The sequence below is a fragment of the Acidobacteriota bacterium genome (assembly GCA_022340665.1).
GTDB lineage: Bacteria > Acidobacteriota > Thermoanaerobaculia > Thermoanaerobaculales > Sulfomarinibacteraceae > Sulfomarinibacter.
The window spans coordinates 60,505-83,540 of record JAJDNM010000072.1 but is presented as its reverse complement, the minus strand read 5'-3'; the positions used below and the strand labels follow the sequence as shown (position 1 = coordinate 83,540).

The 23,036-nt window shown below is 61.8% G+C and carries 25 protein-coding genes; 14 read left to right on the top strand and 11 right to left on the bottom strand.

The features are described from left to right. Positions 1 to 371 precede the first annotated feature (371 nt). The 10 genes from LJE93_09155 to LJE93_09110 all read left to right on the top strand — a co-directional run bounded on the left by LJE93_09155 (position 372) and on the right by LJE93_09110 (position 5,185). A complete protein-coding gene (locus tag LJE93_09155) occupies positions 372 to 560 on the top strand; it encodes a phage terminase large subunit family protein (protein ID MCG6949062.1) in 189 nt (62 codons plus the stop codon). A gap of 44 nt (positions 561 to 604) precedes the next feature. Next, on the top strand, positions 605 to 928 hold the full coding sequence (locus LJE93_09150; GenBank protein ID MCG6949061.1) for a YbjQ family protein: 324 nt from the start codon (positions 605 to 607) through the stop codon (positions 926 to 928). 55 nt (positions 929 to 983) lie between these two features. Next, positions 984 to 1,385 carry a hypothetical protein gene (locus LJE93_09145; protein ID MCG6949060.1) on the top strand — a complete coding sequence of 134 codons (402 nt, stop codon included), beginning with the start codon at positions 984 to 986 and terminating at the stop codon, positions 1,383 to 1,385. Positions 1,386 to 1,456: 71 nt separating this feature from the next. Then, positions 1,457 to 2,005 carry a dihydrofolate reductase family protein gene (locus tag LJE93_09140; GenBank protein MCG6949059.1) on the top strand — a complete coding sequence of 183 codons (549 nt, stop codon included), beginning with the start codon at positions 1,457 to 1,459 and terminating at the stop codon, positions 2,003 to 2,005. 44 nt (positions 2,006 to 2,049) lie between these two features. Continuing rightward, positions 2,050 to 2,541: an N-acetyltransferase family protein gene (locus tag LJE93_09135; GenBank protein ID MCG6949058.1), complete on the top strand. Its 492-nt coding sequence runs from the start codon at positions 2,050 to 2,052 to the stop codon at positions 2,539 to 2,541. A gap of 15 nt (positions 2,542 to 2,556) precedes the next feature. After that, positions 2,557 to 3,024 carry a GNAT family N-acetyltransferase gene (locus LJE93_09130; protein ID MCG6949057.1) on the top strand — a complete coding sequence of 156 codons (468 nt, stop codon included), beginning with the start codon at positions 2,557 to 2,559 and terminating at the stop codon, positions 3,022 to 3,024. A 36-nt stretch (positions 3,025 to 3,060) separates the two neighbouring features. Further along, positions 3,061 to 3,789, top strand: a complete 729-nt coding sequence (locus tag LJE93_09125) for a YjjG family noncanonical pyrimidine nucleotidase (protein ID MCG6949056.1) — start codon at positions 3,061 to 3,063, stop codon at positions 3,787 to 3,789. Next, positions 3,782 to 4,183 carry a MaoC family dehydratase gene (locus LJE93_09120; protein ID MCG6949055.1) on the top strand — a complete coding sequence of 134 codons (402 nt, stop codon included), beginning with the start codon at positions 3,782 to 3,784 and terminating at the stop codon, positions 4,181 to 4,183. The genes LJE93_09125 and LJE93_09120 overlap by 8 nt, the downstream gene beginning before the upstream one ends. 9 nt (positions 4,184 to 4,192) lie before the next feature. Continuing rightward, the gene (locus tag LJE93_09115; protein ID MCG6949054.1) at positions 4,193 to 4,645 is read left to right on the top strand and encodes a hypothetical protein; all 453 of its coding nucleotides are present in this window, start codon (positions 4,193 to 4,195) and stop codon (positions 4,643 to 4,645) included. Next, a complete protein-coding gene (locus LJE93_09110; GenBank protein MCG6949053.1) occupies positions 4,646 to 5,185 on the top strand; it encodes a DUF1697 domain-containing protein in 540 nt (179 codons plus the stop codon). It begins immediately after the preceding gene. Between the two features lie 173 nt (positions 5,186 to 5,358). Here LJE93_09110 and LJE93_09105 read toward each other — a convergent pair whose 3' ends face one another. From LJE93_09105 to cyoE, 8 genes are all read right to left on the bottom strand, one after another. Further along, positions 5,359 to 6,141, bottom strand: a complete 783-nt coding sequence (locus LJE93_09105) for a sulfite exporter TauE/SafE family protein (GenBank protein MCG6949052.1) — start codon at positions 6,139 to 6,141, stop codon at positions 5,359 to 5,361. Positions 6,142 to 6,241: 100 nt separating this feature from the next. Continuing rightward, positions 6,242 to 6,739, bottom strand: coding sequence for a FixH family protein (locus tag LJE93_09100; protein MCG6949051.1), 498 nt, complete (start codon positions 6,737 to 6,739; stop codon positions 6,242 to 6,244). Beyond that, positions 6,736 to 8,142 carry a cytochrome c oxidase accessory protein CcoG gene (ccoG, locus tag LJE93_09095; protein ID MCG6949050.1) on the bottom strand — a complete coding sequence of 469 codons (1,407 nt, stop codon included), beginning with the start codon at positions 8,140 to 8,142 and terminating at the stop codon, positions 6,736 to 6,738. Before ccoG ends, LJE93_09100 begins: the two co-directional genes overlap by 4 nt. Before the next feature lie 456 nt (positions 8,143 to 8,598). Then, positions 8,599 to 9,270, bottom strand: coding sequence for a c-type cytochrome (locus tag LJE93_09090; protein MCG6949049.1), 672 nt, complete (start codon positions 9,268 to 9,270; stop codon positions 8,599 to 8,601). Continuing rightward, positions 9,267 to 9,476, bottom strand: coding sequence for a cbb3-type cytochrome c oxidase subunit 3 (locus LJE93_09085; protein ID MCG6949048.1), 210 nt, complete (start codon positions 9,474 to 9,476; stop codon positions 9,267 to 9,269). Before LJE93_09085 ends, LJE93_09090 begins: the two co-directional genes overlap by 4 nt. Further along, on the bottom strand, positions 9,473 to 11,761 hold the full coding sequence (gene ccoN, locus LJE93_09080) for a cytochrome-c oxidase, cbb3-type subunit I (GenBank protein MCG6949047.1): 2,289 nt from the start codon (positions 11,759 to 11,761) through the stop codon (positions 9,473 to 9,475). The genes LJE93_09085 and ccoN overlap by 4 nt, the downstream gene beginning before the upstream one ends. Positions 11,762 to 11,794: 33 nt before the next feature. Further along, positions 11,795 to 12,865 (bottom strand): DUF3179 domain-containing protein, encoded by a 1,071-nt coding sequence (locus LJE93_09075; GenBank protein MCG6949046.1) that lies wholly within the window; start codon positions 12,863 to 12,865, stop codon positions 11,795 to 11,797. Between the two features lie 4 nt (positions 12,866 to 12,869). After that, complete coding sequence (cyoE, locus tag LJE93_09070; protein ID MCG6949045.1) at positions 12,870 to 13,880, bottom strand: heme o synthase; 1,011 nt, start codon at positions 13,878 to 13,880, stop codon at positions 12,870 to 12,872. A 128-nt stretch (positions 13,881 to 14,008) separates the two neighbouring features. Between cyoE and LJE93_09065 the strand changes: the two genes are divergently transcribed. After that, positions 14,009 to 15,325, top strand: coding sequence for a COX15/CtaA family protein (locus tag LJE93_09065; GenBank protein MCG6949044.1), 1,317 nt, complete (start codon positions 14,009 to 14,011; stop codon positions 15,323 to 15,325). A gap of 84 nt (positions 15,326 to 15,409) precedes the next feature. Here LJE93_09065 and LJE93_09060 read toward each other — a convergent pair whose 3' ends face one another. The 3 genes from LJE93_09060 to LJE93_09050 form a co-directional block, all read right to left on the bottom strand. Further along, positions 15,410 to 16,315, bottom strand: coding sequence for a lysophospholipid acyltransferase family protein (locus LJE93_09060; GenBank protein MCG6949043.1), 906 nt, complete (start codon positions 16,313 to 16,315; stop codon positions 15,410 to 15,412). After that, complete coding sequence (locus LJE93_09055; protein MCG6949042.1) at positions 16,297 to 17,748, bottom strand: amino acid decarboxylase; 1,452 nt, start codon at positions 17,746 to 17,748, stop codon at positions 16,297 to 16,299. The genes LJE93_09060 and LJE93_09055 overlap by 19 nt, the downstream gene beginning before the upstream one ends. Positions 17,749 to 17,907: 159 nt before the next feature. Continuing rightward, positions 17,908 to 19,191 (bottom strand): DUF2029 domain-containing protein, encoded by a 1,284-nt coding sequence (locus LJE93_09050; protein MCG6949041.1) that lies wholly within the window; start codon positions 19,189 to 19,191, stop codon positions 17,908 to 17,910. A 139-nt stretch (positions 19,192 to 19,330) separates the two neighbouring features. Here LJE93_09050 and LJE93_09045 point away from each other — a divergent pair, with 139 nt between their 5' ends. The 3 genes from LJE93_09045 to trkA all read left to right on the top strand — a co-directional run bounded on the left by LJE93_09045 (position 19,331) and on the right by trkA (position 23,036). Continuing rightward, a complete protein-coding gene (locus tag LJE93_09045) occupies positions 19,331 to 21,085 on the top strand; it encodes a PEP/pyruvate-binding domain-containing protein (protein ID MCG6949040.1) in 1,755 nt (584 codons plus the stop codon). 22 nt (positions 21,086 to 21,107) lie between these two features. After that, complete coding sequence (locus tag LJE93_09040) at positions 21,108 to 21,518, top strand: hypothetical protein (protein MCG6949039.1); 411 nt, start codon at positions 21,108 to 21,110, stop codon at positions 21,516 to 21,518. Between the two features lie 168 nt (positions 21,519 to 21,686). Next, positions 21,687 to 23,036 (top strand): Trk system potassium transporter TrkA, encoded by a 1,350-nt coding sequence (gene trkA, locus LJE93_09035; protein MCG6949038.1) that lies wholly within the window; start codon positions 21,687 to 21,689, stop codon positions 23,034 to 23,036.

Genomic DNA, 23,036 nt, shown 5'->3' with positions numbered 1-23,036 from the left:
TTCCGATACTTGGTCCTGTGCTGTGCTCACTCTTCTTCGACAAAGCCTGGCGTCGCATTCTCGAAAATTCTCTGAACAATTTGAAGGCTCATTTCGAATGCTGATTCGACCTGCCGTTCCAGTCCCCCGGCGTAATACGCTGCAAGCGGAGTGTTCGGCCGCTGAACTCGGTTTCGCAGACAGAGATCAGAGAGGTTTACCGAGGAAGACCGTGGCGGGAATCAGGAACCCCGGGGTTGACCCTTTGCTGGCACTGGAGCCGAGGCCGGTGAGAGCGTTCTGACTCGATCGGTATGGTTAGGATGAACGATACCGCATGTGTCGAGGTCACAGGCGTAGTGTCAGACGTGAAGTCACGGAGGTGATCAGAGATGAGCGAGAAACCACTCGCGATCGTCAAACGGGAGGATCTTACGCCCGTGTGCCCTCACTGTGAGGAGGAACTGAGCGAGGTCTACACCAAGGCAAAAGGAGTCCCCTTCGCCGCGGGGACGAATGTCGTGTACTTTTGCCCTCATTGCCGAAAGGTTCTCGGCTTCGGCCATGGCCGGATGATTTAGTTCGCAAAGGCTCGACGAAGGAGGTGAGCACCGTGGACGACTCAATGGCAACGACGAGCTTCGAACTCGACGGATACCGCGTGATCAGGAATCTGAGCGTGGTTCGGGGGATCACGGTTCGTTCACGTTCGATCTTCGGGACCATCGGTGCGACCCTTGAAACCCTTGTCGGCGGCAACATCACGCTGTTTACCGAGCTTTGCGAGAAGACAAGGGCAGAGGCCTTCATGATGATGGTTCGACACGCGGAAGAGGCCGGCGCCAACGCGGTCATCGGTGTTAGATATGACGCCACCGAGGTCATGAGTGGCGTGAACGAGGTGCTCTGCTACGGCACGGCCGTGGTGGTCGAACCGGTTCGTTCCTGAGCTATCCTCAAATCCGCGTGGACCACGGATCTCGGCCAGCCTAACGAGAAGACCGATGCGTAAGCACGTTCCGCCGTATATGAGAGGCCTGCTCCTCCCATTCAACTGGGACGTACGGCGGGTGTGGGAGCTCGGTGCCCCCCGGGGAACAATTCCGATCGGTGCACTGGAGTTCCTCCTCACCAATCCGTTCTGGTCGAGAAACCCCGATCGATTCGTCGACTTCGATCTGCGCCCAACAGACGTTGTGTGGGGTTGCTTCGAGTCCCGGTACCATCGGGAGAGGATTCGGAAAGCAGACACGTCCTTCCCGCTGGACTTCATCGAGGACGACGGCACCCTCTGGATCGTCGACGGGATTCACCGTCTGGCGAAGCTTCATGAAAGAGGAGTCCCGGAGGTCTGGATTCGAAAGCACCCCATGTCGATCCGTCACCACATCGAGTTAAGTGACTGAAGGAGCGGTGCGGCGAAGATCATCGCGCGTTACAGCGGAAGGGTCATGAAAAATGCGGATTAAGATGAGCCATGGCCGAGGTCATTTACTACGTAGCGTGCAGCATCGACGGATTCATCGCGGATGAGCAGGGCGGCGTGGACTGGCTCGGCTCGGAGCAGTCCGAGGCCGACGACTACGGCTACGCGAGCTTCTTCGACTCGATCGATGCGTTGGTGATGGGCAGTCGAACCTACGAGCAGGTCGTCGGCTTCGGCGAGTGGCCATACGCCACGAAGCCGTGCTGGGTTCTTTCCCAGCGTCCTCTCGCTCCGGCAGCACCGGCGGTTCGGATCACATCTGGTGAGCCGAACGAAGTCCTTGCCGAGATCGACCGCGCGGGCCATTCGAGGGTGTGGATGGTCGGCGGCGCGCAGGCGGCCGGAGCGTTTCTCGAACGCAGCCTGATGACGCAGTTGGTGATTTCGGTCATCCCGGTTGTGCTGGGCCGCGGCATTCCTCTTTTTCAGGGGGTCGGCTCGATTCGCGAGTTCGCCCTGGAGAGAACCGATCGATTCCAATCTGGCGTCGTTCAGTGCCGGTACTCGGCAAAAATGCATCGAACGCAGGCGGCATCGTGAAGGATCGACGTCCGACCGGCTGTTGGACTGAGTAGAATCCACCCATGGATGTTCGGATCCGGGCTGTTGAAGATATTGACTGGGAATCGATTACTTCGATATTCAATCACTTCGTCACCGAATCGTACGCGGCGTATCCCGAACAGGCCGTCGATCGGGCGTTCTTCAAGCACCGGCGGGCTGCTCACCCGGAGTACCCGTTCGTCGTGGCCGAGAGCCAGGGAGAGGTGGTCGGCTTCGCCTATCTGAGCCCGTTTCATCCCGTGCCGACCATGCGGCACACCGCGAGCCTGACCTATTTCATCCACCCGGTACACACCGGACAAGGCCTCGGTACGACCTTTCTCGAGCATCTGCTGGAGGCGGGGAAGGCGATCGGCATCACGAACTTCATGGCCCACATCTCATCCGAGAATGAGGGCAGCATCCGCTTCCACCTGCGCCACGGCTTCACCGAGTGCGGCCGCTTCGCGAACGTCGGCGTCAAGAAAGGGCGACCGTTCGACATGGTCTGGATGCAGAAGGACCTGACCTGAACGAGAGGAGAGTCCATGGGTGACGAGTATTCGATGCGGCCAGCCACCCTCTCCGACCTTGGGACGATCGTCGCCTTCACCCTCGACGAGGCCAGCGAGGCGGAAGGACTGGAGCTGGAACCCGATCGGGTGCGGCAAGGGGTTCTCGCCGGCCTGGAGGACCCCGCCGTCGCGAGTTACTGGGTTGCCGAGGCACCGGACGGCGAGGGTGTCGCCAGTACCTCCGCGGTGAGGGAGTGGAGCAACTTCAACGGCGGTTACTACTGGTGGGTCCAAAGTCTATTCATCATGCCCCGGCACAGGGGGAGCGGTCTGGTGGATCTCCTTATGGACAAGGTGGCAGAGGAGGCGCGCATAGTAGGTGCCATTGACCTCAGACTCCAGGTCAACGGCGAGAATATCCGGGCATGTGAGGCCTACCGAAGGTGCCGGTTCGAAGAGACCCCCTACGTCATCATGCGCCGACCGCTGGATCGTGGCTGAGGAGAATTTTCTGCCCGTGACCGCTACACTGCCCCGATGGCGCGATCTCGTCCTCGCTACCCGTGGCTGATCTTCGATGCCGACGGCACCCTGTTCGATTTTCACCTCGGCGAGACGACCGCGCTTCGGATGACGACCCGTACGCACGGAATCGAGTACAGCCCGCACCTGCACGATGTCTATGCGGCGATCAGCGCTGACCTCTGGGGGAGCTTCGAGCGCGGAGAGGTCGACCTGAATCGCCTTCGGGTCGAACGATTCGAACGGCTCTTCGGTGAGCTCGGGATTGACAGCGATCCCGAGGCCTTCAACGACGAATTCATGCACGATCTCGGGCAGCAGACGCAGCTGCTGCCGGGCGCCGAGGACCTCGTCAGACGCATGTCTTCGCGCTGCCGCCTCGTGCTGGCGACCAACGGCATTGCGATCGTCCAGCGGTCGCGCTTCGCCCGGTCGTCCATTCGTGAGTACTTCGAGGATGTTGTGATCTCGGACGAGATCGGTGTCGCCAAACCGCAGCCAGAGTACATGCGAGAGGTGTTTTCGAGGATGGGCCACCCGTTGAAATCAGAGGTCCTGATGATCGGGGACAGTCTGAGCTCCGATATTGCGGCAGGTTCCGGGTTCGGAGTCGATACCTGCTGGGTCAATCCGAATGGGAATTCTCTCGACGGTGGCCCGCAGCCGACATTCACGGTTGCAGGCCTTGGCGAAATCGATGCCATCGTTTCGGATGGCAATTCAGCTGGAGGATGTGATGGTTGATATTCAGGTTGGTGACGAGGCCTCTCGCACTCTCGTAATCTCAGACGACACCATCCGCGGATTCGCCGAGGTCACGGGGGACACCAACCCGGTCCACCTTGACGACGAGTACGCGGCCGGCACCAGGTTCGGGCGGCGCATCGCGCACGGGATGATAGCTGCTGGCGTGGTATCCGCGACCCTCGCGAACGATCTGCCAGGCCCTGGCACGCTATATCTGAACCAGACGCTAACCTTCACGCTGCCGGTCTTTCCGGGCGACACGATCACTGCCACCGTCAAGGTCATCTCGGTGCGCCCCGACAAGCCGATCGTCACCCTGTCCACCGTCTGCACCAATCAAGACGGCGAGGTCGTGCTCGAAGGGGAAGCAATCGTCATGGTGGAAGGGTGAGGGCAGACCATGCGGGTCATCAGGGGATCCTGTCACTGCGGCAACATCCGGTACGTGTTGAGATGGCCGCTGCACGGAAACGAGATACCGGTTCGTGCATGTAGCTGCGGTTTCTGCACCAAGCACCGCGGCACATACACCTCCCATCCAGATGCAGAGCTCGACGTGATGGTGGCGGGCGAGGCTCCCGTATCGCGGTACGCTTTCGCCACCGGAACCGCCGAGTTCTTCGTCTGCTGCCGCTGCGGCGTCGTACCGTTCGCCACAAGCGAGATCGACAATCGGCTCTTCGCGGTGGTGAACGTCAACTCCTTCGAGCCTGACGACCCCCTGATCTTCATCCAGGAGGTGACGAATTTCGACGGCGAATCCACCGAGAAGAGAGTCGCCCGGAGAAAGAGGAACTGGATCCCGACCGTTTCGATCGAGGAGCCTGAAGAGGCTCCTGATGTGCCCTTGTAGATGCGCATATTTATCGCCCTCTTCCGAGGCATCAACGTCGGTGGCCGCAACATCCTGCCGATGAAGGACCTCCGCGCGGTCCTCGAGGAACTCGGGTTTGAGGGCGTTCGCACGTACATCCAGAGCGGCAACGCGGTGTGCAGGCATGCGGAGGGTAGGGCGTCACGCCTGGCCGAGAGGATAAGCGCGGCGATCGAATCGAGCCACGGCTTCGGGCCGGAGGTCCTGCTGCTGACGGCGGATGAGCTGGAACGGGCGATGAATGCCAACCCCTTCTCCGAAGGGATGGCAGAGCCGTCGAAGCTCCACCTGTTCTTTCTCTCCGCGGTTCCGGCCGACCCGAACCTCGATGCTCTCGAAGAGGCGAGGGCGGCAAGCGAGCGCTTCGAGCTCGACGCTGATGTCGCCTACCTTCACGCGCCGGACGGCATCGGCCGGTCAAAGCTCGCGGCGCGCCTGGAGAGCGCGCTGGGAGTGACGGGGACCGGTCGCAATTGGCGAACCCTCTGCAAGATCATGGAGCTGGCAAGAACGGCCTAGCCTGCATATCTCACCAGCTGTACCCGTTATCCGGTTTTGTGACCATCGAGAATGTTGAAACCGCCAAGACCGCAAAGGACACAAAGGCCGCGCGAAGTAGTTTTTGACCTGGTCAATATCGGATCTTTGCGATCTTCGCGTCTTTTCGGTTCAGACGGGGACGGTCGGCGGTGTCAGTCGCTCTCGCAGCAGGAGCCGTCCACATCTGCTGCTGCAGGAACCTCGGGGTGCCGCTTCCCCTCGTGCTTGTGAATCGCGGCGTCGACCGAGGAGGGGCGGCCGAGGATGGCGTAAAGGCCGAGCGAGACCAGGAGGATGGCAGTAACCACCGGCACGTGCCTCCGCAAAGGACCGCTCACCAGTTGGGCGCCGAGGCCAACCGCGAGGAGAGCGGGCACGGTTCCCGCCCAGAAGGCGGCCATGACTGCGACTCCCTTGGGAGCGCTGCCGGTTCCGGCGGCTGTGACGACGAAGGCCCACAGCCAGCCGCAGGGCAGGAAGCCCGACAAAACGCCGACCACGCCCGCCCGGACCACCGGAGGCTTGTCGCTGACCAGGGAGAAGCCACGGCGCAAGAGGCTCGAGACGCGGCCGCCGCTGGAGAAGTGCTTGAAAAGGCGAACCCCGCGGATTTGGAGCAGCGCGAGGATGCCCCACAGGATCATGGTCACGCCGGCGAGCACGGCAGCGACACGCTGGAAGCCGGCCAGTGATCCGGCGACGTCGAGGGCGGCGCCGACCGAGCCGGCAGCCAGCCCGAACACCGCGTAGGTCAGCAGCCGTCCTCCGGAATAGGCCGTGTGGCTGAGCAGACGGCGCGCTCCGCCCGATCCATCAGCGCCGGAGTAGAAGGCGACGAACGGCCCGCACATGCCGACGCAGTGGAGGCTTCCTACCAGACTCGCGACGATGACAGTCAGCAGCAATCCGACCACGATGCCGCTCCGCAGATGCATTTCGAATTTTGAATTTCGAATTGCGAATTTGCCCCCACCCTCCCGTGCTCCGTGGGGCGGGCGGGCGGAAATTCGAAATCCGAAATCCGAAATCCGAAAATCATTCCCATTTTCCTTCCACAAACAGGTGCCGTGTCTCGTTGTGCGTGAACGTATCCGCGCCTTTCGTGACGGTAAATCGCAGCTCCCAAAGGCCGTTGTGCCGCATGGCGGGGGAGGCGACGTACAGGCCGGGTTCTTCGGTGGCTGCGACCGCGAGGCGCAGGACATCCTCGCTGCGGGCCTTGTGGAATGCCTCGAGAGCAATCGAAGCGTCCGCAATGGGGTCACCCGGACGGTCAGTCAGGCGGACTTCCAGCGCGGGCGACTCGCCGGGCTGCTGCGGTGGCGTGGCATTAAACTCGAGCGACCATCCGAGCTCCTCGTTCGTCCGATCCTGGTCGCGTTTCTGGTCCCAGTTGATGGCCTTCTGGTAATAGTCCTCTTCGACCGCGTAGGAGGCATCGGAAGTAGCGATTGCGACCACTACCAGGGAAGCTATGACGTGCAGCGCGAGGGCGCCTCCGATCACCCACGGCCAGGCACCGCCCTTCTTCATCGTGATCCCCCACCGTCGGCCGGACCCAGGATCCGATAGTTCATTTCTTTCGAAAAATCGACCCCATCACTCACGGTTAGCGTAATACTCGCCTCACCGCCGCTGAAGGCTAAAGTCGGAGCGGTTATGAAGGCAGCGGTCATCAGGGTTTCGCCCGCAGCCACCACCAACGGATTCTCCGGTGCAATCAATGTCAGATCGCCGGGTGAATCGAGTTCGATCAGATAGGAGCGCTCCTCCGGTGACCTGTTGGAGATCTTGATGCGGATCTGATTTGAGACGTCGCCATTTGGCAATACAGTGAATGGCGCGCCAAGACCCCGTAGGAGCGTGATGTCGGCGGTCTGCCTTCCGGCGAGGGAAAAGGCGAAGGTCCCGAACATCACGAGCAAGATGACCGAATAGACTGCCGTCCTTGGGCGGAGGAGTGAGCGTTTGCCGCTCTCCAGCTCCGCCTCTGAGGTGTATCGAACGAGGCCGCGGTCGAAGCCGATGCGGTCCATGACCTCGTCACAGGCGTCGATGCATTGGGTGCAGGCAATACACTCCATCTGCAGCCCGTCTCGGATATCGATGCCGGTCGGACAGGTGCTCACGCAGAGCCCGCAATCGATACAGTCGCCCGCCTTCCGCTGCTCGTTCTTCCTCAACTTCGCGCGCGGCTCGCCGCGACCGGCATCGTAGCCAACGATCAGCGACTGGCGATCGAGCAGGACCGACTGGAAACGACCGTAAGGGCAGGCGACGATGCACGTCTGTTCTCTGAACCAGGCGAAGTCAAAAAACATCAGCAAAGTCGTACCGAGCATCACCGAAAAGGCCGCGGGATGTTGGGTTGGCGAACTCCTGGCCCAACGGAGAAGCTGATCCCAGCCGACGAAGTATGCGAGGAATGTGTTGGCGAGGAAGGCGGAAACACCGAAGAAGACGATGAACTTGAGTATCCGCCGGCCGTCGGGCCCGGTGCGGTCGAGCAAGAGTTGACGGTTCCGTCCCCCCTCGATGAGGGTCTCGAGCGGCCGGTATAGGAACTCCATGTACACCGTCTGTGGGCAGGCCCAACCGCACCAGACACGGCCGAGGACCGCGGTGATTAGGAAAATCCCGATAAAAATGCTGAAGAGCAGCAACATCAGGAGGAATGTGTCGGTGGGCAGGAAGGTCGAGCCGAAGAAGGTGAATTCTCGCTTGGGAATGTCGAATAGCATCAACGGCTTGTCGTTCAGCTTGAGGATCGGGATGAGGGTGAACGTTGTGATCAACGTCCAGGCGGTGATGAGCCGGCGTCGGTGGTAGCCGCCGCGCGACACCTTCGGACGAATCCATCGGCGAGTACCGTCCCGGTTGAGGGTCGAGAGTACCCTCTCCCCGGCTTCCGGAGCGTTCGACGTTCTAGCCTGCATATCTCACCGGGTTTCGCAAGGAGGCCGTTGAGACGCTGTGACCAGCTGGGTTTTCGATCGAGAGGTCCGGCCGGGTTCCCCAGTGCCGCCCGCCGATGGGGCTCGTGAGCCGAGATCAAGGCGCGAGGAGGAAGTCGATGCCAGTGCATCTTCGACGACGAGCAACGCAGAGATCGGCCACGACCCCCATCGGCCCGAAGGGTTGCGGCGGCATGGTCCCGCCTTCTTCGTTTCCACTCCTCGGCGATGGAGGACATCGCCGTCGTCGCGGGGCCTTGAATCCGGGACCATGGCGCACGCAACGGATGAAACTGGGGAGCCCGGCTGGACCTCACGGGGCGCGTAGGCGTACTTGACGGTACGTCGAGCACCCGGAGATGAGGAAGCACGGCTGGGTGCGCCGGCTCGCCGACCGCAATAGACAGTTGGTGAGATTTGCAGGCTAGACACGATGACTCAGGACGTGGCGGGCCCGACCTCGGTCTCTAACGCCTCCGGGTCGCTCGCCACCTCGGTTTCCATTGTTTCGGGCGCTCGACGAACCTGTCGATCGCCCTGCGGCTGCTTGGCGTTTGGCGGATCAGTGCCGAGCAACGTACCGACGAATGAGGTCACCGCCATCAGCTCGGCCGGCCGAAGTTGGCGTTCCCAGGCCAGCATGCCCTTGGACGGCACGCCCTCCCTCACCGTCTTGTAGATGTCCATCAGCTGTCCGCCGTGGAGCCAGAATTCGTCGGTGAGGTTGGGACCGATGCCGCCCTCGCCGAATAGCCCATGGCATGTGGCGCATTTCGACTGGAAGATCTTCTTGCCACCGTTCATCATGCTCGCGTCGTCCATCAGACCGGTGAGCGTACCCTCGCTGATCTCGCCGAGCGCCAACAGTTGCTCCGCCTGTTTGTCGTAAAAGGCGATCATCTCCTGATCGTATCGCTCGGTGCCGAGCATGCCGCCGCCGAAGTGAAAGTAGAGAATATAGAGCGGGGCAAAGAAAATTGTCGCCCAGAAGATGGCTAGCCACCATCGCGGCAGAGGATTGTCGTACTCCTGGATGCCGTCGTAGCTGTGTTCCAGTAGATAGTCCTGGTCCTCGGACGCGAACTGCTGATCGAGGTGCTCGCTGCTCACTGGAGATCGCCTCCTTTCGCGGTGGCGTGTCCTTCACAGCTTCCGTCGTCTTCGAGTGGCAGATTCCGCTGGTGTTCCCACGAAGGTTTGCTCCTGATCGCGAAGACCCAGACGACGATCGCTGTGAAGGTCAGGAAACAGAGGATCAGCGCCACCTCTGTCCACGACGTGAGACCGGAAGCGCTCATGATATCGGTGAGGCTCACGATACCTCCCCGGTTGCAGCCGACGCCGCTTTGGTGGCAGCAGTGTCCGCCGCACCCTCCGGTCCGATCTCCTCTTCGACGGCCACCGGCTCCGGCTTGGTGATGTCCGTTCCGAGGCGCTGGAGATAGGCGATGAGGGCCACTATCTGTTTCTCAGCGAGGCCGTCGGGTCCTCCCTGGACGACGATCTCGTCGGCAATCGCCCTCGCCTGCTCGCGGGCAGCGGCCTCTCCGTCGGCAATTTCCTCATCGCTGTAGGGAACGCCGAGGTTGCGGTGGGCGCTCATGACCCGCTCGATGGAGCCGAAATCGATATCCTTCGTAAGCATCCACGGGTAGGCCGGCATGATCGAACCTGCTGTGATTGCCCGTGGGTCGTCCATGTGACGGACGTGCCACAGGTGGGGGTACTTACCACCGACCCTCTGCAGGTCCGGCCCGATGCGGCGCGAGCCCCACTGGAAGGGGTGATCCCACACGAACTCACCCGGCTTGGAATACTCGCCGTAACGTTCGGTCTCGGCTCGAATCGGCCGAATCATCTGTGAGTGGCAGTTGTAGCAGCCCTCGCCGAGGTAGAGATCGCGGCCCGCGAGCTCAAGTGGCGTGTAAGGCATCACGGTCGCGATCGTCGGGACATTGGACTTGATGAGAAACGTCGGGATGATCTCGAAGAGCGACGCGACGATCACCGTGATCGTCACCGCGACGGTAAACTTGAGCGGCAGCCGTTCCCACCGGCGGTGCCATGTTGTCGAGAAAAACCGGTCCAGCTTGTACGCCACATCGGCGACATGAGCACCACTCGTCTTGAGCGCAGTCGCCGGCTCCGGGTGATCGACGAAGTCCCTCGACAATGCCGGGGCTTCGTGCACCGGCACTTCGTAGGTCGAAGGTCTCCGCTTCCAGGTCATGAAGAAGTTGACTCCGAGCAGGAGGACGCCACTCAGATAGGCGAAGCCGCCGATGACCCTTACCCAGTACATCGGGATGAGACGCACGGTGGTCTCCACGAAATCGCCGTACTTGAGGTAGCCTTCTTCGTCGAAGGCGAGCCACATCAGGCCCTGGGTGAGGCCGGCGGCATAGATCGCGACGATGTAGAGAAGAATGCCGATGGTGCCGATCCAGAAGTGCGCCTCGGCGAGCTTGCGGCTCCAGAGCTCGGTCTGGAAGAGGCGCGGCAGCAGCCAGTAGATCATGCCGAAGGTCAGGAAGCCGACCCAGCCGAGGGCGCCCGAATGAACGTGGGCGATCGTCCAGTCGGTGTAGTGCGAGAGCAGGTTGACCGATTTGACTGACAAAAGCGGGCCCTCGAAGGTGGACATCCCGTAAAAGGTGACGGCGACCACGAAGAACTTCAGCACAGGGTCGGTCGCGACCTTGTCCCACGCTCCGCGCAGTGTCAGCAGGCCGTTGAGCATGCCGCCCCAGGACGGCATCCAGAGCATGAGCGAGAAGAGCATTCCAAGAGTCGAGGCCCACGCCGGCAGGGCGGTGTAATGGAGGTGATGGGGCCCAGCCCAGATGTAGATGAAGACCAGCGACCAGAAATGGATGATCGACAGGCGGTAGGAGAAGACGGGGCGGTTGGCGGCCTTCGGCAAGAAGTAGTACATGATGCCCAGGAAGGGTGTGGTCAGCAGGAATCCGACCGCGTTGTGGCCGTACCACCACTGCATGAAGGCGTCCTGGACCCCGGCGTAGATGGGGTAGCTACGCCACAGTCCGGCCGGCACCACCAGATTGTTGAAGATGTGGAGCAGAGCAATGGTGATGATAGTTGCGATGTAGAACCAGATCGCTACGTAAATGTGCCGCTCACGACGGATTGCGAGGGTTCCGAATGCGTTGATCGCGAAGACCACCCAGATCACCGCGATGGCGACGTCGATTGGCCACTGCAGCTCGGCGTACTCCTTGCCTTGGGTGATGCCGAGGGGGAGGGTGACTGCGGCGGCGACGATGATCGCCTGCCAACCCCAGAAGTGAATGGCACTCAGCGCTTTGGAGAACATGGCCGTCTTCAGCAGGCGTTGCATCGAGTAGTAGACGCCAGCGAAGATCGCATTGCCCGCGAAGGCGAAGATGACGGCATTTGTGTGAAGCGGCCGCAGCCGGCCGAAGGAGATCCACGGCAGCTCGAAGTTGAACAACGGTGCGGCGAGCTCCAAAGCGACGATCACGCCGACAAGCATCCCGACCACGCCCCAGATGAAAGTCATTAGGGTGAACTTGCGGACGATAGCGTCGTCGTAAGAGAACTGTTCGATCTGGACGGTCATCGAGCTCCTCCCGGAGAGCTGACTGTAACGGGTTTATTCTGGGTGTCCTGACTCCGGAACTGTTTCGGTATCAGGAATCATTCCTCGCGCAGCGTACCATGCAAACCAGAAACTGTGGCGAGTTGCCGACAGACGGTACGGCTCGGCCAGCGCTTCGACTGTTGCGGTGCCTGCGGGGACATCGAAAGAGATGCGGAGCGGCAGGCCGCGAGAGTCGACCTCCAGCGCTCCTTGCAGGGCTCCTGCGGCGGAAGCCAGATCCTGCAGCGCGAATGCCTCGTGTCGTCGATCGACCGTCACGATGACCACCCGATCCTTGAGATGGAGCGGTCCGGGTTGGGGCAGCGGCCGGACCGGGAAGTGCAGGAGATCGGAGCCGAAATAGGAGTGGTAGGGGTCGCGCCTGTAAAGCTTCTTGAGTTCCGGCACGGGTGAGAGGACACGTGTTTTCGGGTGCCTGTCGCGCCATTTGCCCCAGGTGGTGAGGGACTCGGATCTGAATGTCAGTGGCGAGGAGGTGCCGTCCGTCCGTTCAGCGACCACCGAGCCGTTGAGCTGCAACCAGAGTGGTGAGTCTTCGGGAGACAGACGGCGGTCATAGAGCAGCGTGTTCGAGTTGTAGAGATAGCCGGAAACCCCGAGCTCGACGACCCCGCCGCCGACCTCTCGATTGAACACGACCACGCTGTCGCAGAGCGGGCTGTAGGTGATGGCGATCGGCACACCGCCAACGACATCATTCACGACCTCGTGCCAGCGCATCAGCCTGAGCGGGTAGGCCCGCACCTCATCGCCGATGGTCACGCCGATGACCCGGTCGCCGGGAACCAGGAACTTACCCCGCTGCTCGTCGTTAATGCGGTCCACCTCGGCGGCAGGCATCGTCGACGGTTCGGAAAGGACCTCGACCCCGTCCTTTGCCATTGCCCGAACGACGAGATCGTTTGGCACCACGGCATTGTCGATGACGAATTCCGATTCCGTCCGCTCAAGCTCGGGTCGGCGATCGAGTGGTCCGATTACGATCCATACAGTCAAAAGGCTGACGACGAGAGCCGCCGCTCCCACCCACCATCCGCTTCTGATGATGGCCGGGGTCTGCATCGGATCAGAGCCCTTCGCGAAACGGCATCGCGGCGACCTCGATCTCGTCCACCGTGTGGGCTGCGGATTTGGCAGCGACATTTCCGCCGCGCACGGCGCGGTCGTCGACGTCAACGACCATCAAACCGAGCAGCACCGTGAGGTAGAGAATACTGGCGAGGAAGAGATTTTTCGCGGTCGACTGGCTGCGAGCTCGGAGAAACAGCCAACCGAGGCCGACAAAAGCGATCCCGATCACCTGTGAGGCGATGAGAAAGGCCCCACCGGTGATTCCGAAGGCAGTCAGCGCGGCAGTGATCGGAAGCAGGGACACGGCGTACAGGAAGGAAAGGCGCCCCGTGAGACTCCCCTCCTCGTCCACCGCGGGCAACATCTGGAAGCCTCCGCGAGCGTAGTCATCTCGATAGAGCCAAGCCAAGGACAGGAAGTGCGGAATCTGCCAGGCGAAGAGGATGCCGCCGAGGATCCACGCTCCGGCGTCGAGGCGTCCGGTAGCTGCGGTCCAGCCCATCATCGGTGGTACGCCGCCGCACACTGCGCCGACCACGGTGTTGAGCGGCGTGCGGACCTTGAGGGGGGTATATATCAGCACATAGACGAGGATGACGAAGAGGGAGAGAAAGGTGGTCAGCCAGTTCGTCGCGACGGCGAGAATCGCGAGACCGATCGAAGCGGTGACGACTCCGAGAACCGCCGCCGTACGTCGATCGAGGCGTCCCGCCGGCAACGGGCGTTCGCGGGTGCGCAGCATCAGGCTGTCCCGCTCCGATTCGTACCACTGGTTGAGGATATTGGCGCCGAACGAGCTGAGGGCTGTGCCAACGACCACCGCCGCGAGACCCGACAGCGACCCCCCGTCACGTGCTCCCAACACGTAACCGACAAAGGCCGTGAGGACGACAAGCGCACCGAGTCGTGCCTTGGCAAGCTCCATATAGTCGGTCAGAAGGGAGCGAACGGAGCGCCCGTCTGCTTCCGAGTGGGAGAAGACGCGAGCTGAGATCTCATCCTCCATTTTCCAATGTTCCCTGCGACGACAACCGGATCAGGTGTATATTTCGACTCGAAATCAATTGGCGACGACGATCGCCGCGCATTATAACCGACGAAGTTCTGATTGTATTCGCGCATCGGAGGTGAGGCATGACTATCAACGGAGCCAAACTCAGCTACGCTGTGCCGCTCGCGTTCGCGATGACTGTTTCGATGTGGGCGGCCGCCTACATATGCCGGCTCCCGCTGGTCATGGCTCCGAACTGGCTGGTGCTGGGCATGATGCTGTTGATGGTAGCGGCTTGGGGATGGATCACCGGCTCGTATTCCGGAAGTGGCTGGCTTGGGGGCGTCCTGGTGGGTGCACTGGCGGCGGTTCTCAACCTGCTGATTCTGGGGAGCCTCCTGACACCAGCAGAGGGTGGCGGTGTGCTCCCCTCGGCCATCTGGTGGATACCAGGTTCGATTCTCGCGGTGGCTCTGCTTTCCGGAGGATTCGCGGCAGCCTCCGGCAGGGCAGGCAGCCATGCCACGGCCTCCGACTGGACAGCTTTGTTTTCAAAGGTCGCGGTAGTGGCGACCTTCCTCTTGGTGGTTGCCGGCGGGCTGGTCACCAGCAACGAGGCTGGCCTCGCGGTCGTCGACTGGCCGAACAGCTTCGGCTCGAACATGTTCCTTTTTCCGCTTTCCCGAATGACTGGTGGAATTTACTACGAGCACGCGCACCGGTTATTCGGTGCACTGGTCGGACTGACGACAGTCGGCCTCGCGATTCGTTTGTGGCGATTCGATGATCGGGCCAGGCTCAAGTGGCTCGGCGTGGCCGCGATCGTGCTGGTGGTCCTGCAGGGGGTTCTCGGCGGCCTCAGGGTCACTGGCGGCTTCACCTTCAGCACGGCGCCGGAGGACATGGCACCAAGCCTCACACTCGCGATGATTCACGGCGTCCTGGGTCAGGTGTTCCTGACAGTGGTCGTGAGCATTGCGGTAGTTACCAGCCGCCTCTGGCTGACTGCCCCCGAGGCGGTGCCGCGCCCCCATTTCAAGGACGATCGCGTGTTCCAGAGGTGGCTCGTCGTCATCATGTTCCTGCAGCTCATGCTCGGTGCCGCCCAGCGGCACATGGCGGCACTGCTGATCGTCCACATTTGCCTGGCCACGATCGTGATCCTGCTGGCGGTGATGGTCGGTGGCCGCGCCTGGGGACTCTACCGCGGCTCGTGGCCGGTGGAGTTTCTCGGGAAGGCCCTGATCAGCCTGGCATCGATCCAGGTCTTCCTCGGTATCGCGGCTCTCGCGGTCACTCAGGGCAAGGCGACGGTCGGCTCGCCGACCACGATCGAGGTAACGATCACGACCGCGCACCAGGCGACTGGCGCCGCGCTCCTCGCTCTCGCCGTCGCACTGCATCTGTGGACCCAGCGGCTCTTCTGTCCAGCAGAGACCGAAAGCCAAGTTAAGAGTTGAGAGTCAAGAGTTGAGAGTTGAGAATTACGAGTTGAGGCCCTCTTGAGGGTAGGGCGGGAACTCTCATCTCTCAGTTCTCAACTTTCAACTCAGAGACACCGGTTCCTCGGGGAATTCACCAGTCGCGTAGTAGTGGTCGAAGAGCGTGTTCTTTTCTTCCCACCGGGCGAGCAGCCACTCTCTCAGGTCGTCGGCGGAATGCGGCAGGTCTTCGATCGGGAAGCGTCGAACGTGGACGTGGATGCGCGTGACCAGGCCCTCGATGTACTGCCACAGGCTCGGCACACCGTTCTCATAGCCGATGGTGAGATCGTAGACCGTGGTGATATGGCTGCGGAGCCCCTCGATCGACGCAGCGAACCCCTTGCTGCGCGGGACCAGCGTATGACGGGGGACGGGCAGCCCGTGTGTGCGCGCGTAGGCCTGGGCGTCACGCAGCTTGGCGAGTGAGAAACGGGTGCCTTCGACGAAGGAAACGAGGTGCACGGGCACCTCTCCGCTCACCAGGCGATCGAAGGTACGCCGGATCTTCTCCTGGTCCGAGGTCCAGTCCCGATCGATGAACAGGCAGTCGAGGAACTGCATACCCCAGCCAAGACCGGGCACCCACTTGAGCTGCTTCTTGACGAAGTACTTCATGTCACCGAGACGGTCCTTTGTTTTGCAGAACTTCATGATCGCCGTGATGTCGGGCATCTGCTGGTGGTTTGCGATCAGCATTGCGTCCTCGCGCATCGGCACTTCGTCGCCGGTGAAGATCACGCGGGTGCCGTTGATCCACTCGGCCCCAGTCACGCACCAGCCCCACCAGGTGTCGGCACACCACCGGTTGAACGCCCGAAACGCATCGCGGGAAAAGGGCAGTAATACCAGGCTCAGAAGCTGGAGCAGGTTGAAGGGCAGCAGGGTCCCGAAACCGACCGCAAGCATGGCGGTTGCCTTCAGCTTGGCTACAACACCGGCATCGTCCTTCAGCGGAGGGAGAGGCACGTGAAGCCCTCCTTCAACAGCTCACGACACCGGTCGACGTCAGCCTCGGCGGTGCCGAGGTTGCCGATGGCGACCCGAAGGGCGATCCCGTCGTCGAGTTTGGTGTGAGACAGAAAGATTTCGCCCGAAGCGTTGACCTCCTCGAGGAGCGCCATATTGAATTCGTCGAGCGACTCACCTTCGAGCCCTTCGGGTCGGGCGCGAAAGCACACCACGGAGAACGGACTGGGCGCCATGCGCTCGAACGAGGGCTCGGCGTCGATCCAGGCGGCGAAATCGGCCGCCATGGCAACGTGACGGGAGTGACGCTCGCGAATCCCTTCAAGACCGAAACAGCGCAGAACCCACCACAGCTTGAGCGCCCGGAAACGCCGGCCGAGTTGAACGCCGTAGTCCATCAGATCCACGACCTGGCCGGTCAGCGGGGTGGTGAGATACTCGGGCACCAGCGAGAACGCGCGGCGGAATACGTCGGGGTGTCGCGTGTAAAGGGCTGATGCGTCAATTGGTACAAAAAGCCACTTGTGCGGGTTGAAAACGAATGAATCTGCGCGTTCACATCCACTTATACACCACTTATATTTGTCATTTAGGGCGATAGATCCTGCATATGCCGCATCCACGTGCATCCAAATGCCCTCTCGAGTGCAAATCTCTACGATCTCATTGCACGGATCGACCGAGGTTGTCGAGGTCGTGCCGACCGTCGCCACGACCGCTATCGGACGGTAACCAGTGGCACGGTCCTCGGCGACCATACGAGCGAGGGCCTCGGTATCCATGCGGTATTCCGCATCATGCGGCACGGCACGGAAGCCCTCGAGCCCGAGGCCGAGGGTCAGGCACGCCTTGGCAATCGACGAGTGGGCCTGATCGGAGGCATAGACCCGCATAGCCGGCTGGACTCCGCGTCCGGTCATTCCATGATGGCGGATCTCCGGATCGGCCGCCTCACGCGCAGCCGCGAGGGCAAGGAGCGACGAGATGGAGGCGGTGTCGGTGAGAAAACCGAAGAAATCTTCCGGAAGGCCGAGGCCGCGGCGCAGCCAATCGAGGACCTTGAGCTCGAGCTCGGTAGCAGAGGGACAGGTCCGCCACAGCATGCCGTTGACGTCGAGTGCCGCGGACAGCATCTCACCGAGCACGCCGGGCCCTGAGCCGGTAATTCCGAAATAGGCCATGAACCCGGGGTGGTTCCAGTGGGTCACACCGGGCAGGACGATTTCGAGAAAATCCTGCCAGACATCTTCGGGGTCCTCGGCGCTGACCGGCATTTCGTTCGGGAGCTTGCCGGCCACTTCTCCCGGCTGGACCTTCGACAGCACCGGGTGCTCGCGACTGTCGCCATCGAGGTAACCAGCGATCCAGTCGACCATGCGATGTCCTTCGCGGCGGAAAAGATCTGCGTCCCAATGCCCGGATCGGTCGTTCATTTCTTCCTCCGGCGCCTACAATACGCGGCCGACCTGGCGGTGTCACCCGACAATTCCGCTACGGCGCACACGGCTACGGCGCACACGAACGTGAGCCTTTCTGTGGCAGAGCGGATCGGACCGGCGGAACCGGTCGGCGTCGTGCTCCCCGCAGCGACATCAACCGGGCGTTGGGTCGGCCTGCAGCGAGAGAGCGCAGTATGCGGTGATGACGATGAGGCCCGCCAACATAGTCAAGCCCAGAATGTCGTGCGCCTCGCCGATGCCAAGGACGGCCGAGAACACGAGAAAAACGGCAGACGTCCCCAGGAAAGCGAACACCGCGCGATCCTTCAATCCGGGCCACAAGCCAACGACGGCGAAGAGGGGCGGAACGAGCAGAAGCGATTGATGGACGTGGGCGTGCCACGAGAAAGCGCAGGTGGAGGCGGCGAGCCCGAGCCACGCGAGACGCTGTCGCCCCAGGGCTCTTGAACGTAAACCCGATGAACATGAGAGCCCGGCGACGGCGGTGGCGAGCATCGCCGCTGCAGCGGCTGGCCAGACGATTTTCGGAGGAAAATAGTGGCTCGCGTTGAGTGCGAAGGCTCGCCAGTTGGTCATGGAAGAAGGGAAGATGTTCATCACCGTCCCGCTCGAGCCGGCCGCATCATAGATCCCGCCCAGGAAGTCGGCGAACCATCCCGGGGAAAGGAGAAAGGTCGGCGCGATCAGTGCAGCAGTCGCCATGATCATGCCAAGAAGAACGTGCCACTGGCGAGCGAGCAGAAGCGCGGGGAGAATCAGGACGAGAACTTGCGGCTTGCAGATCAGGAACGACAGCCAGATGCCGCACTTCACGTGCCTGCGTTTTTCGAAGGCGACAAGAGATTCGCCGAAAAACACCACCAGCCAGACACTCAGCTGGCCCATGATGAGGTGGATGAACGCAGGTCCAGAGAGCAAGACGGCGGCGATGAGTAAGCCGGGTCGCGTGACGGCGAAGCATCTTGCCAGGCGTAGCTGATAGAGCGCGAGAATAACGGCATGAAAAAGCGTCCAGGCGATGAAACCCGGAATCGGCGGCAGCACGGTCGAGGGCACGAAAGCGAGCGTAAATGGGGGAGGGTAGGGAGCAGGTATCACGTAGAACGGGAGTCCGTGCAGCTTCGACTGGCGAACGAATTTTTCGTAGAGCTCGTGTTGAGGTCCCTCCAACAGGGAGGAATCGTAAGCTGCTCCGAGGCCGTGCTCGACGATGACTTGGCCGGCGGTGCGGGAGCCTCGGTAGTCGAGACCGATGTACTCGAAGACGCCCCGTTCTATGACGACCAAGATCAGAAACGCCGCCTCCGCCAGAAGAACCACCACGAACGCACCGAGCACCCAGGTTCTTCGTGAAGCGGTCGAAGGACGTGACGGAGTGATCATGACTCTTAGCTCGGCCCATGGCTCGAGAGACATGAGGGTACCTCAACAGGGTCGCCGTGCCTCTCCGTCGATCGACCAGTACGTTCCCTGACGACTGCCTCGCATTCGAATTACCGTGACTGGAAGCAGTTGGGGTGTTGACACGGCGGCCGGAAAGCGCGAGGCTTCGCGCATGGAGAACACAATCGACACTGGAGTTCCCAAGTTCGACCCGGATACCTTCGGCTCCGAGCACCAGATCATGCGCCTCGGGAAGGGGAGTATCGGGGGCAAAGCGGTTGGCCTCAAGCAGATTCAGGACGAAATTTTGCCGCGGTTCGATGCTGCACGATTTGACGGCGTCACCGTCGAAGTGCCGCGGGCGATCGTGGTCGCGACCGATGTCTTTACCGAGTTCATGGACCGCAACCGTCTCTGGCAGGTGGTTCAGGAGGACCTCCCGGACAGTGAGATTGCGGATGCCTTTCAACGCGCCGAGCTGTCGGAGGAGCTGAGAGCCGAGCTGCGTGCCGTGCTCGACATCCTTCGTGTACCGCTCGCAATCCGGCCCTCGAGCTTTCTCGAAGATGCGAGCCATCGCCCCTTTGCCGGAATTTTCGCCTCGAAGATGATCCCCAACACAGAGCCCTCCGACCAAGCGCGATACCAGCGTCTCTCGAGCGCCCTTAAGCTCGCCTGGGCATCGACCTTCTTCGAAAGCGCCGTCTTCTCTCGCCGCGCTGCCGGGTTGGCAGACGACGCCGAAAAGATGGCGGTGGTCATTCAGGAGGTGACCGGAAGGAGGTACGACGGCCGGTTCTATCCCACCTTGTCGGCCCTCGCCAGGTCGTACAACCACTACCCGGTCCCGGGCAACAGCCGTGAGGATGGTGTGGTGTCGCTGGCCCTCGGTCTCGGCAAGTCGATCTCGGACGGCGACCACGTATGGAGCTACTGCCCCCACCGCCCTCTGGCGCCTCCGCCGTTCAAGAGCACACGCGACCTCCTCGAATTCACGCAGAACAGCTTCTGGGCCGTCAACGTCGGAGATCCGCCGCCACCGGATCCGGTGCGTGAGGCCGCCTGTCTCGTGCGGGCCGGGCTGGCCGACGCCGAGGCCGACGGCACCCTGACCTACCTCGCCTCCACCTATGACCCCGCATCGGATCAGTTGAGGTCCGGCATCAGTGGTGCCGGACCGCGGGCGCTCACCTTTGCACCTATCCTCGAGTCGAAGACGATCCCGTTTACACCGATGATGGAGAATCTCCTCGAGTTGGCGTGCAACGCCGTCAACGGAGAGGCCGAGATCGAGGTCGCCGTCAACCTCGACGCTGACCGAGCCATGCCGATGGAGGTCGCTTTCCTGCAGGTGCGTCCGATGCTGACTCCGGGCGAACGGTCGAAGGTGACAGAGGTCGATCTGGATGCGGCAGAAATCGTCGTCGCTTCAGACAATTGCCTTGGCCACGGCGCCCGCAAGGATCTCACCGATGTCGTGTATCTCCGTCCGCAGAACTTTGACCGTGGTGCAACGAGGATGATGGCCTCAGAGCTGGACGCCGTGAACAGAGGCCTGGTGGAGGAAGGCCGGCACGCGATCTACATCGGCCTCGGACGGTGGGGGACCACCGACGACCGATTTGGCGTGCCCGTCGCCTGGGGCCAAATCTCGGCAGCGCGCGTGATCGTCGAAGCCACGTTGCCAGACGCACCGACCAGCCTCAGCCACGGTACCCACTTCTTCCACCGGCTGCTCAGCAACCAGGTGCTTTACATGTCGGTCGAGCACGATGGCAATGGCCGTATCGATTGGGACTGGCTTGACGAGCAGGAGTCCGTCTGGGAGAGCCGCAACGTTCGCCATGTGCGAGTCGGAGAGCCGCTCGAGGTCAGCATCGACTGCGCGACCCGCCTCGGCATGATCCGGCGCCACCCGGGTAGCTGATCACCGCATCCGGGAGGTTGGCGTGAGGACCTCAAAGGCGACTGTTGTTGGGTTCGCGCTGGTCGTTATCGCGGGATGCGGCGCGCAGGTTCCAGATGTGCCGGTCGGCACGCCGGTCTCGTATGCGGAGCACCTCGAGCCACTGGTGCTCGCCCATTGCCTGAGCTGTCATCAGACTGGTGAAGCCAAGGCCGACCTCGTGCTGGACCAGGGAACCGGATACGGCCGATTGGTCGGTCCGCGATCGGTCCAGGAGCCGGATGTTGCCCTGGTGACGCCGGGAGATCCCGAGAGCTCCTATCTGTGGATGAAATTGGAACATGCTACGGAGAAGGGGAAGGGCATGCCTCGGACGCTGACCGGCTCGAAGAAGCTTCGGGAGCCCGAGCTCGATCTCTATCGCCGCTGGATCGAAGACGGTGCGAACCCGTAGCGGGTTTCGAATTCGGAATGAGGAATACCACCGACCCTTGGGTTCTCCGAGGGGTGGGGCGGGAAATCCGAATTCCGAAATTCCAAATCCGAAATCGACGTCCGTGTAAACTTACCCCATCATGATCAAAACTCTGTCTGAACTCTCGTCTCGCGGAACGTCCGGGGCATGAAAGCGGTTGTCGTCGGGGGGGGGCTCGTCGGATCGACTCTGGCGGAGAAGTTGTCGCGTGACGGCCATGACGTTGTGGTTGTCGAGCAGGACCAGGAGTTGATCGCCGATCTCAACGAAAAACTGGACGTCCAGACGATCAACGGCAACGGTGCGACGATCCCGGTTCTCATGAACGCGGGAATCGAAAGTGCGGATCTCCTGCTGGCGACAACCGATTCGGATGAAGCCAACATGGTGGTCGCGTTGGTCGGCTCGGTGATCTTCAAGGTGCCCAGGGTGGCCGCGAGGCTGCGGGATCCCGGGCACGAGGAGGGCTTTCGTCGCATCGCCCGCGAACCGGGCGAGGAGAGGGTCGCCATCAATCCGGACCAGGCGTCGGTGGAGAAGATCCTCTCCTTGCTGCCGGTACCGGGTGCGGTCGACGTCGTTTCGTTCTCCGAAGGAAAGCTGCTGGTAGCCGGTTTCCATATCAAGCCGGACAGCGAGTTCTCGGGTCTGCTTCTGTCGCACCTCAGACTCCTGTTCCCTGCGACGCCGATGTTGGTGGTCGCAATCCGCCGCGATGGTCGGTGGCGGGTGCCCTATGGGGACGACGAGATCCGGGCGGGGGACCTGGTCTATTTCGCGTTGGATCCATCCGAGCTGGACAACGTGCTGGTGCTGCTCGGCCAACCGAAGGGTGCGGAAAAACGGGTGATGATTGCCGGTGCCACGCGGATTGGAATTGCCCTCGCCAAACGGCTGGAAGGAGACGGGGTTCCTGTGACGCTGATCGACGATCGTCGTCCCGCCTGCGACCGGGCGGCGGCGGAGCTCTCCGATACTCTGGTGGTTCACGGCAGCCCTACAGACCGCGAGCTTCTACGCGAGGAAGGCGCGGATCGGGTCGCTGGTTTCGTCGCGTGCACGGACAGCCATGAAGAAAACGTGGTGGCCTGTCTGTTGGCCGGAAAGATGGGCGCCGCCCACACCTTCGCACTGGTCGACAATTCGGCCCTGTCCGGACTGGTGGGTGACCTCGGCATCGATGCAATCATCTCGCCTCGGCTGTTGTCGGTGAGCCACGCCCTCCAGTTTGCGCGCAAAGGCCGGATCAAGGCGGTGGCCGCGTTGCTCGAGGACTCGGTGGAGGTTTTCGAGCTCGAGGCCGTCGCGGGGAGTCGCCTGGTATCTTCGCCGCTGTCCGAGCTCGGTCTGCCGCGTGGCATTCTGATCGTGGCCGTGCAACACGGAGACGATATTTTCATTCCCGGTGGCGACCACCGCATCGAGCCAGGTGATCACGTGATTGTCGCGGCCGAGACCGATATGGCTTCGAGTCTCGACAGAGTCGTCGTGGCATGA

What these genes read in the sequence shown, in the direction of transcription:
- LJE93_09145 (MCG6949060.1), top strand. Translation starts at nt 984, where the DNA reads ATGCGTAAGCACGTTCCGCCGTATATGAGAGGCCTGCTCCTCCCATTC.
- LJE93_09120 (MCG6949055.1), top strand. Translation starts at nt 3,782, where the DNA reads ATGGTTGATATTCAGGTTGGTGACGAGGCCTCTCGCACTCTCGTAATC.
- LJE93_09155 (MCG6949062.1), top strand. Translation starts at nt 372, where the DNA reads ATGAGCGAGAAACCACTCGCGATCGTCAAACGGGAGGATCTTACGCCC.
- cyoE (MCG6949045.1), bottom strand. Translation starts at nt 13,880, where the DNA reads ATGGAGGATGAGATCTCAGCTCGCGTCTTCTCCCACTCGGAAGCAGAC.
- LJE93_09055 (MCG6949042.1), bottom strand. Translation starts at nt 17,748, where the DNA reads ATGAACGACCGATCCGGGCATTGGGACGCAGATCTTTTCCGCCGCGAA.
- LJE93_09065 (MCG6949044.1), top strand. Translation starts at nt 14,009, where the DNA reads ATGACTATCAACGGAGCCAAACTCAGCTACGCTGTGCCGCTCGCGTTC.
- ccoN (MCG6949047.1), bottom strand. Translation starts at nt 11,761, where the DNA reads ATGACCGTCCAGATCGAACAGTTCTCTTACGACGACGCTATCGTCCGC.
- LJE93_09075 (MCG6949046.1), bottom strand. Translation starts at nt 12,865, where the DNA reads ATGCAGACCCCGGCCATCATCAGAAGCGGATGGTGGGTGGGAGCGGCG.
- ccoG (MCG6949050.1), bottom strand. Translation starts at nt 8,142, where the DNA reads ATGCAGGCTAGAACGTCGAACGCTCCGGAAGCCGGGGAGAGGGTACTC.
- LJE93_09125 (MCG6949056.1), top strand. Translation starts at nt 3,061, where the DNA reads ATGGCGCGATCTCGTCCTCGCTACCCGTGGCTGATCTTCGATGCCGAC.
- LJE93_09110 (MCG6949053.1), top strand. Translation starts at nt 4,646, where the DNA reads ATGCGCATATTTATCGCCCTCTTCCGAGGCATCAACGTCGGTGGCCGC.
- LJE93_09115 (MCG6949054.1), top strand. Translation starts at nt 4,193, where the DNA reads ATGCGGGTCATCAGGGGATCCTGTCACTGCGGCAACATCCGGTACGTG.
- LJE93_09140 (MCG6949059.1), top strand. Translation starts at nt 1,457, where the DNA reads ATGGCCGAGGTCATTTACTACGTAGCGTGCAGCATCGACGGATTCATC.
- LJE93_09045 (MCG6949040.1), top strand. Translation starts at nt 19,331, where the DNA reads ATGGAGAACACAATCGACACTGGAGTTCCCAAGTTCGACCCGGATACC.
- LJE93_09050 (MCG6949041.1), bottom strand. Translation starts at nt 19,191, where the DNA reads ATGTCTCTCGAGCCATGGGCCGAGCTAAGAGTCATGATCACTCCGTCA.
- LJE93_09130 (MCG6949057.1), top strand. Translation starts at nt 2,557, where the DNA reads ATGGGTGACGAGTATTCGATGCGGCCAGCCACCCTCTCCGACCTTGGG.
- LJE93_09135 (MCG6949058.1), top strand. Translation starts at nt 2,050, where the DNA reads ATGGATGTTCGGATCCGGGCTGTTGAAGATATTGACTGGGAATCGATT.
- LJE93_09150 (MCG6949061.1), top strand. Translation starts at nt 605, where the DNA reads ATGGCAACGACGAGCTTCGAACTCGACGGATACCGCGTGATCAGGAAT.
- LJE93_09100 (MCG6949051.1), bottom strand. Translation starts at nt 6,739, where the DNA reads ATGAAGAAGGGCGGTGCCTGGCCGTGGGTGATCGGAGGCGCCCTCGCG.
- trkA (MCG6949038.1), top strand. Translation starts at nt 21,687, where the DNA reads ATGAAAGCGGTTGTCGTCGGGGGGGGGCTCGTCGGATCGACTCTGGCG.
- LJE93_09105 (MCG6949052.1), bottom strand. Translation starts at nt 6,141, where the DNA reads ATGCATCTGCGGAGCGGCATCGTGGTCGGATTGCTGCTGACTGTCATC.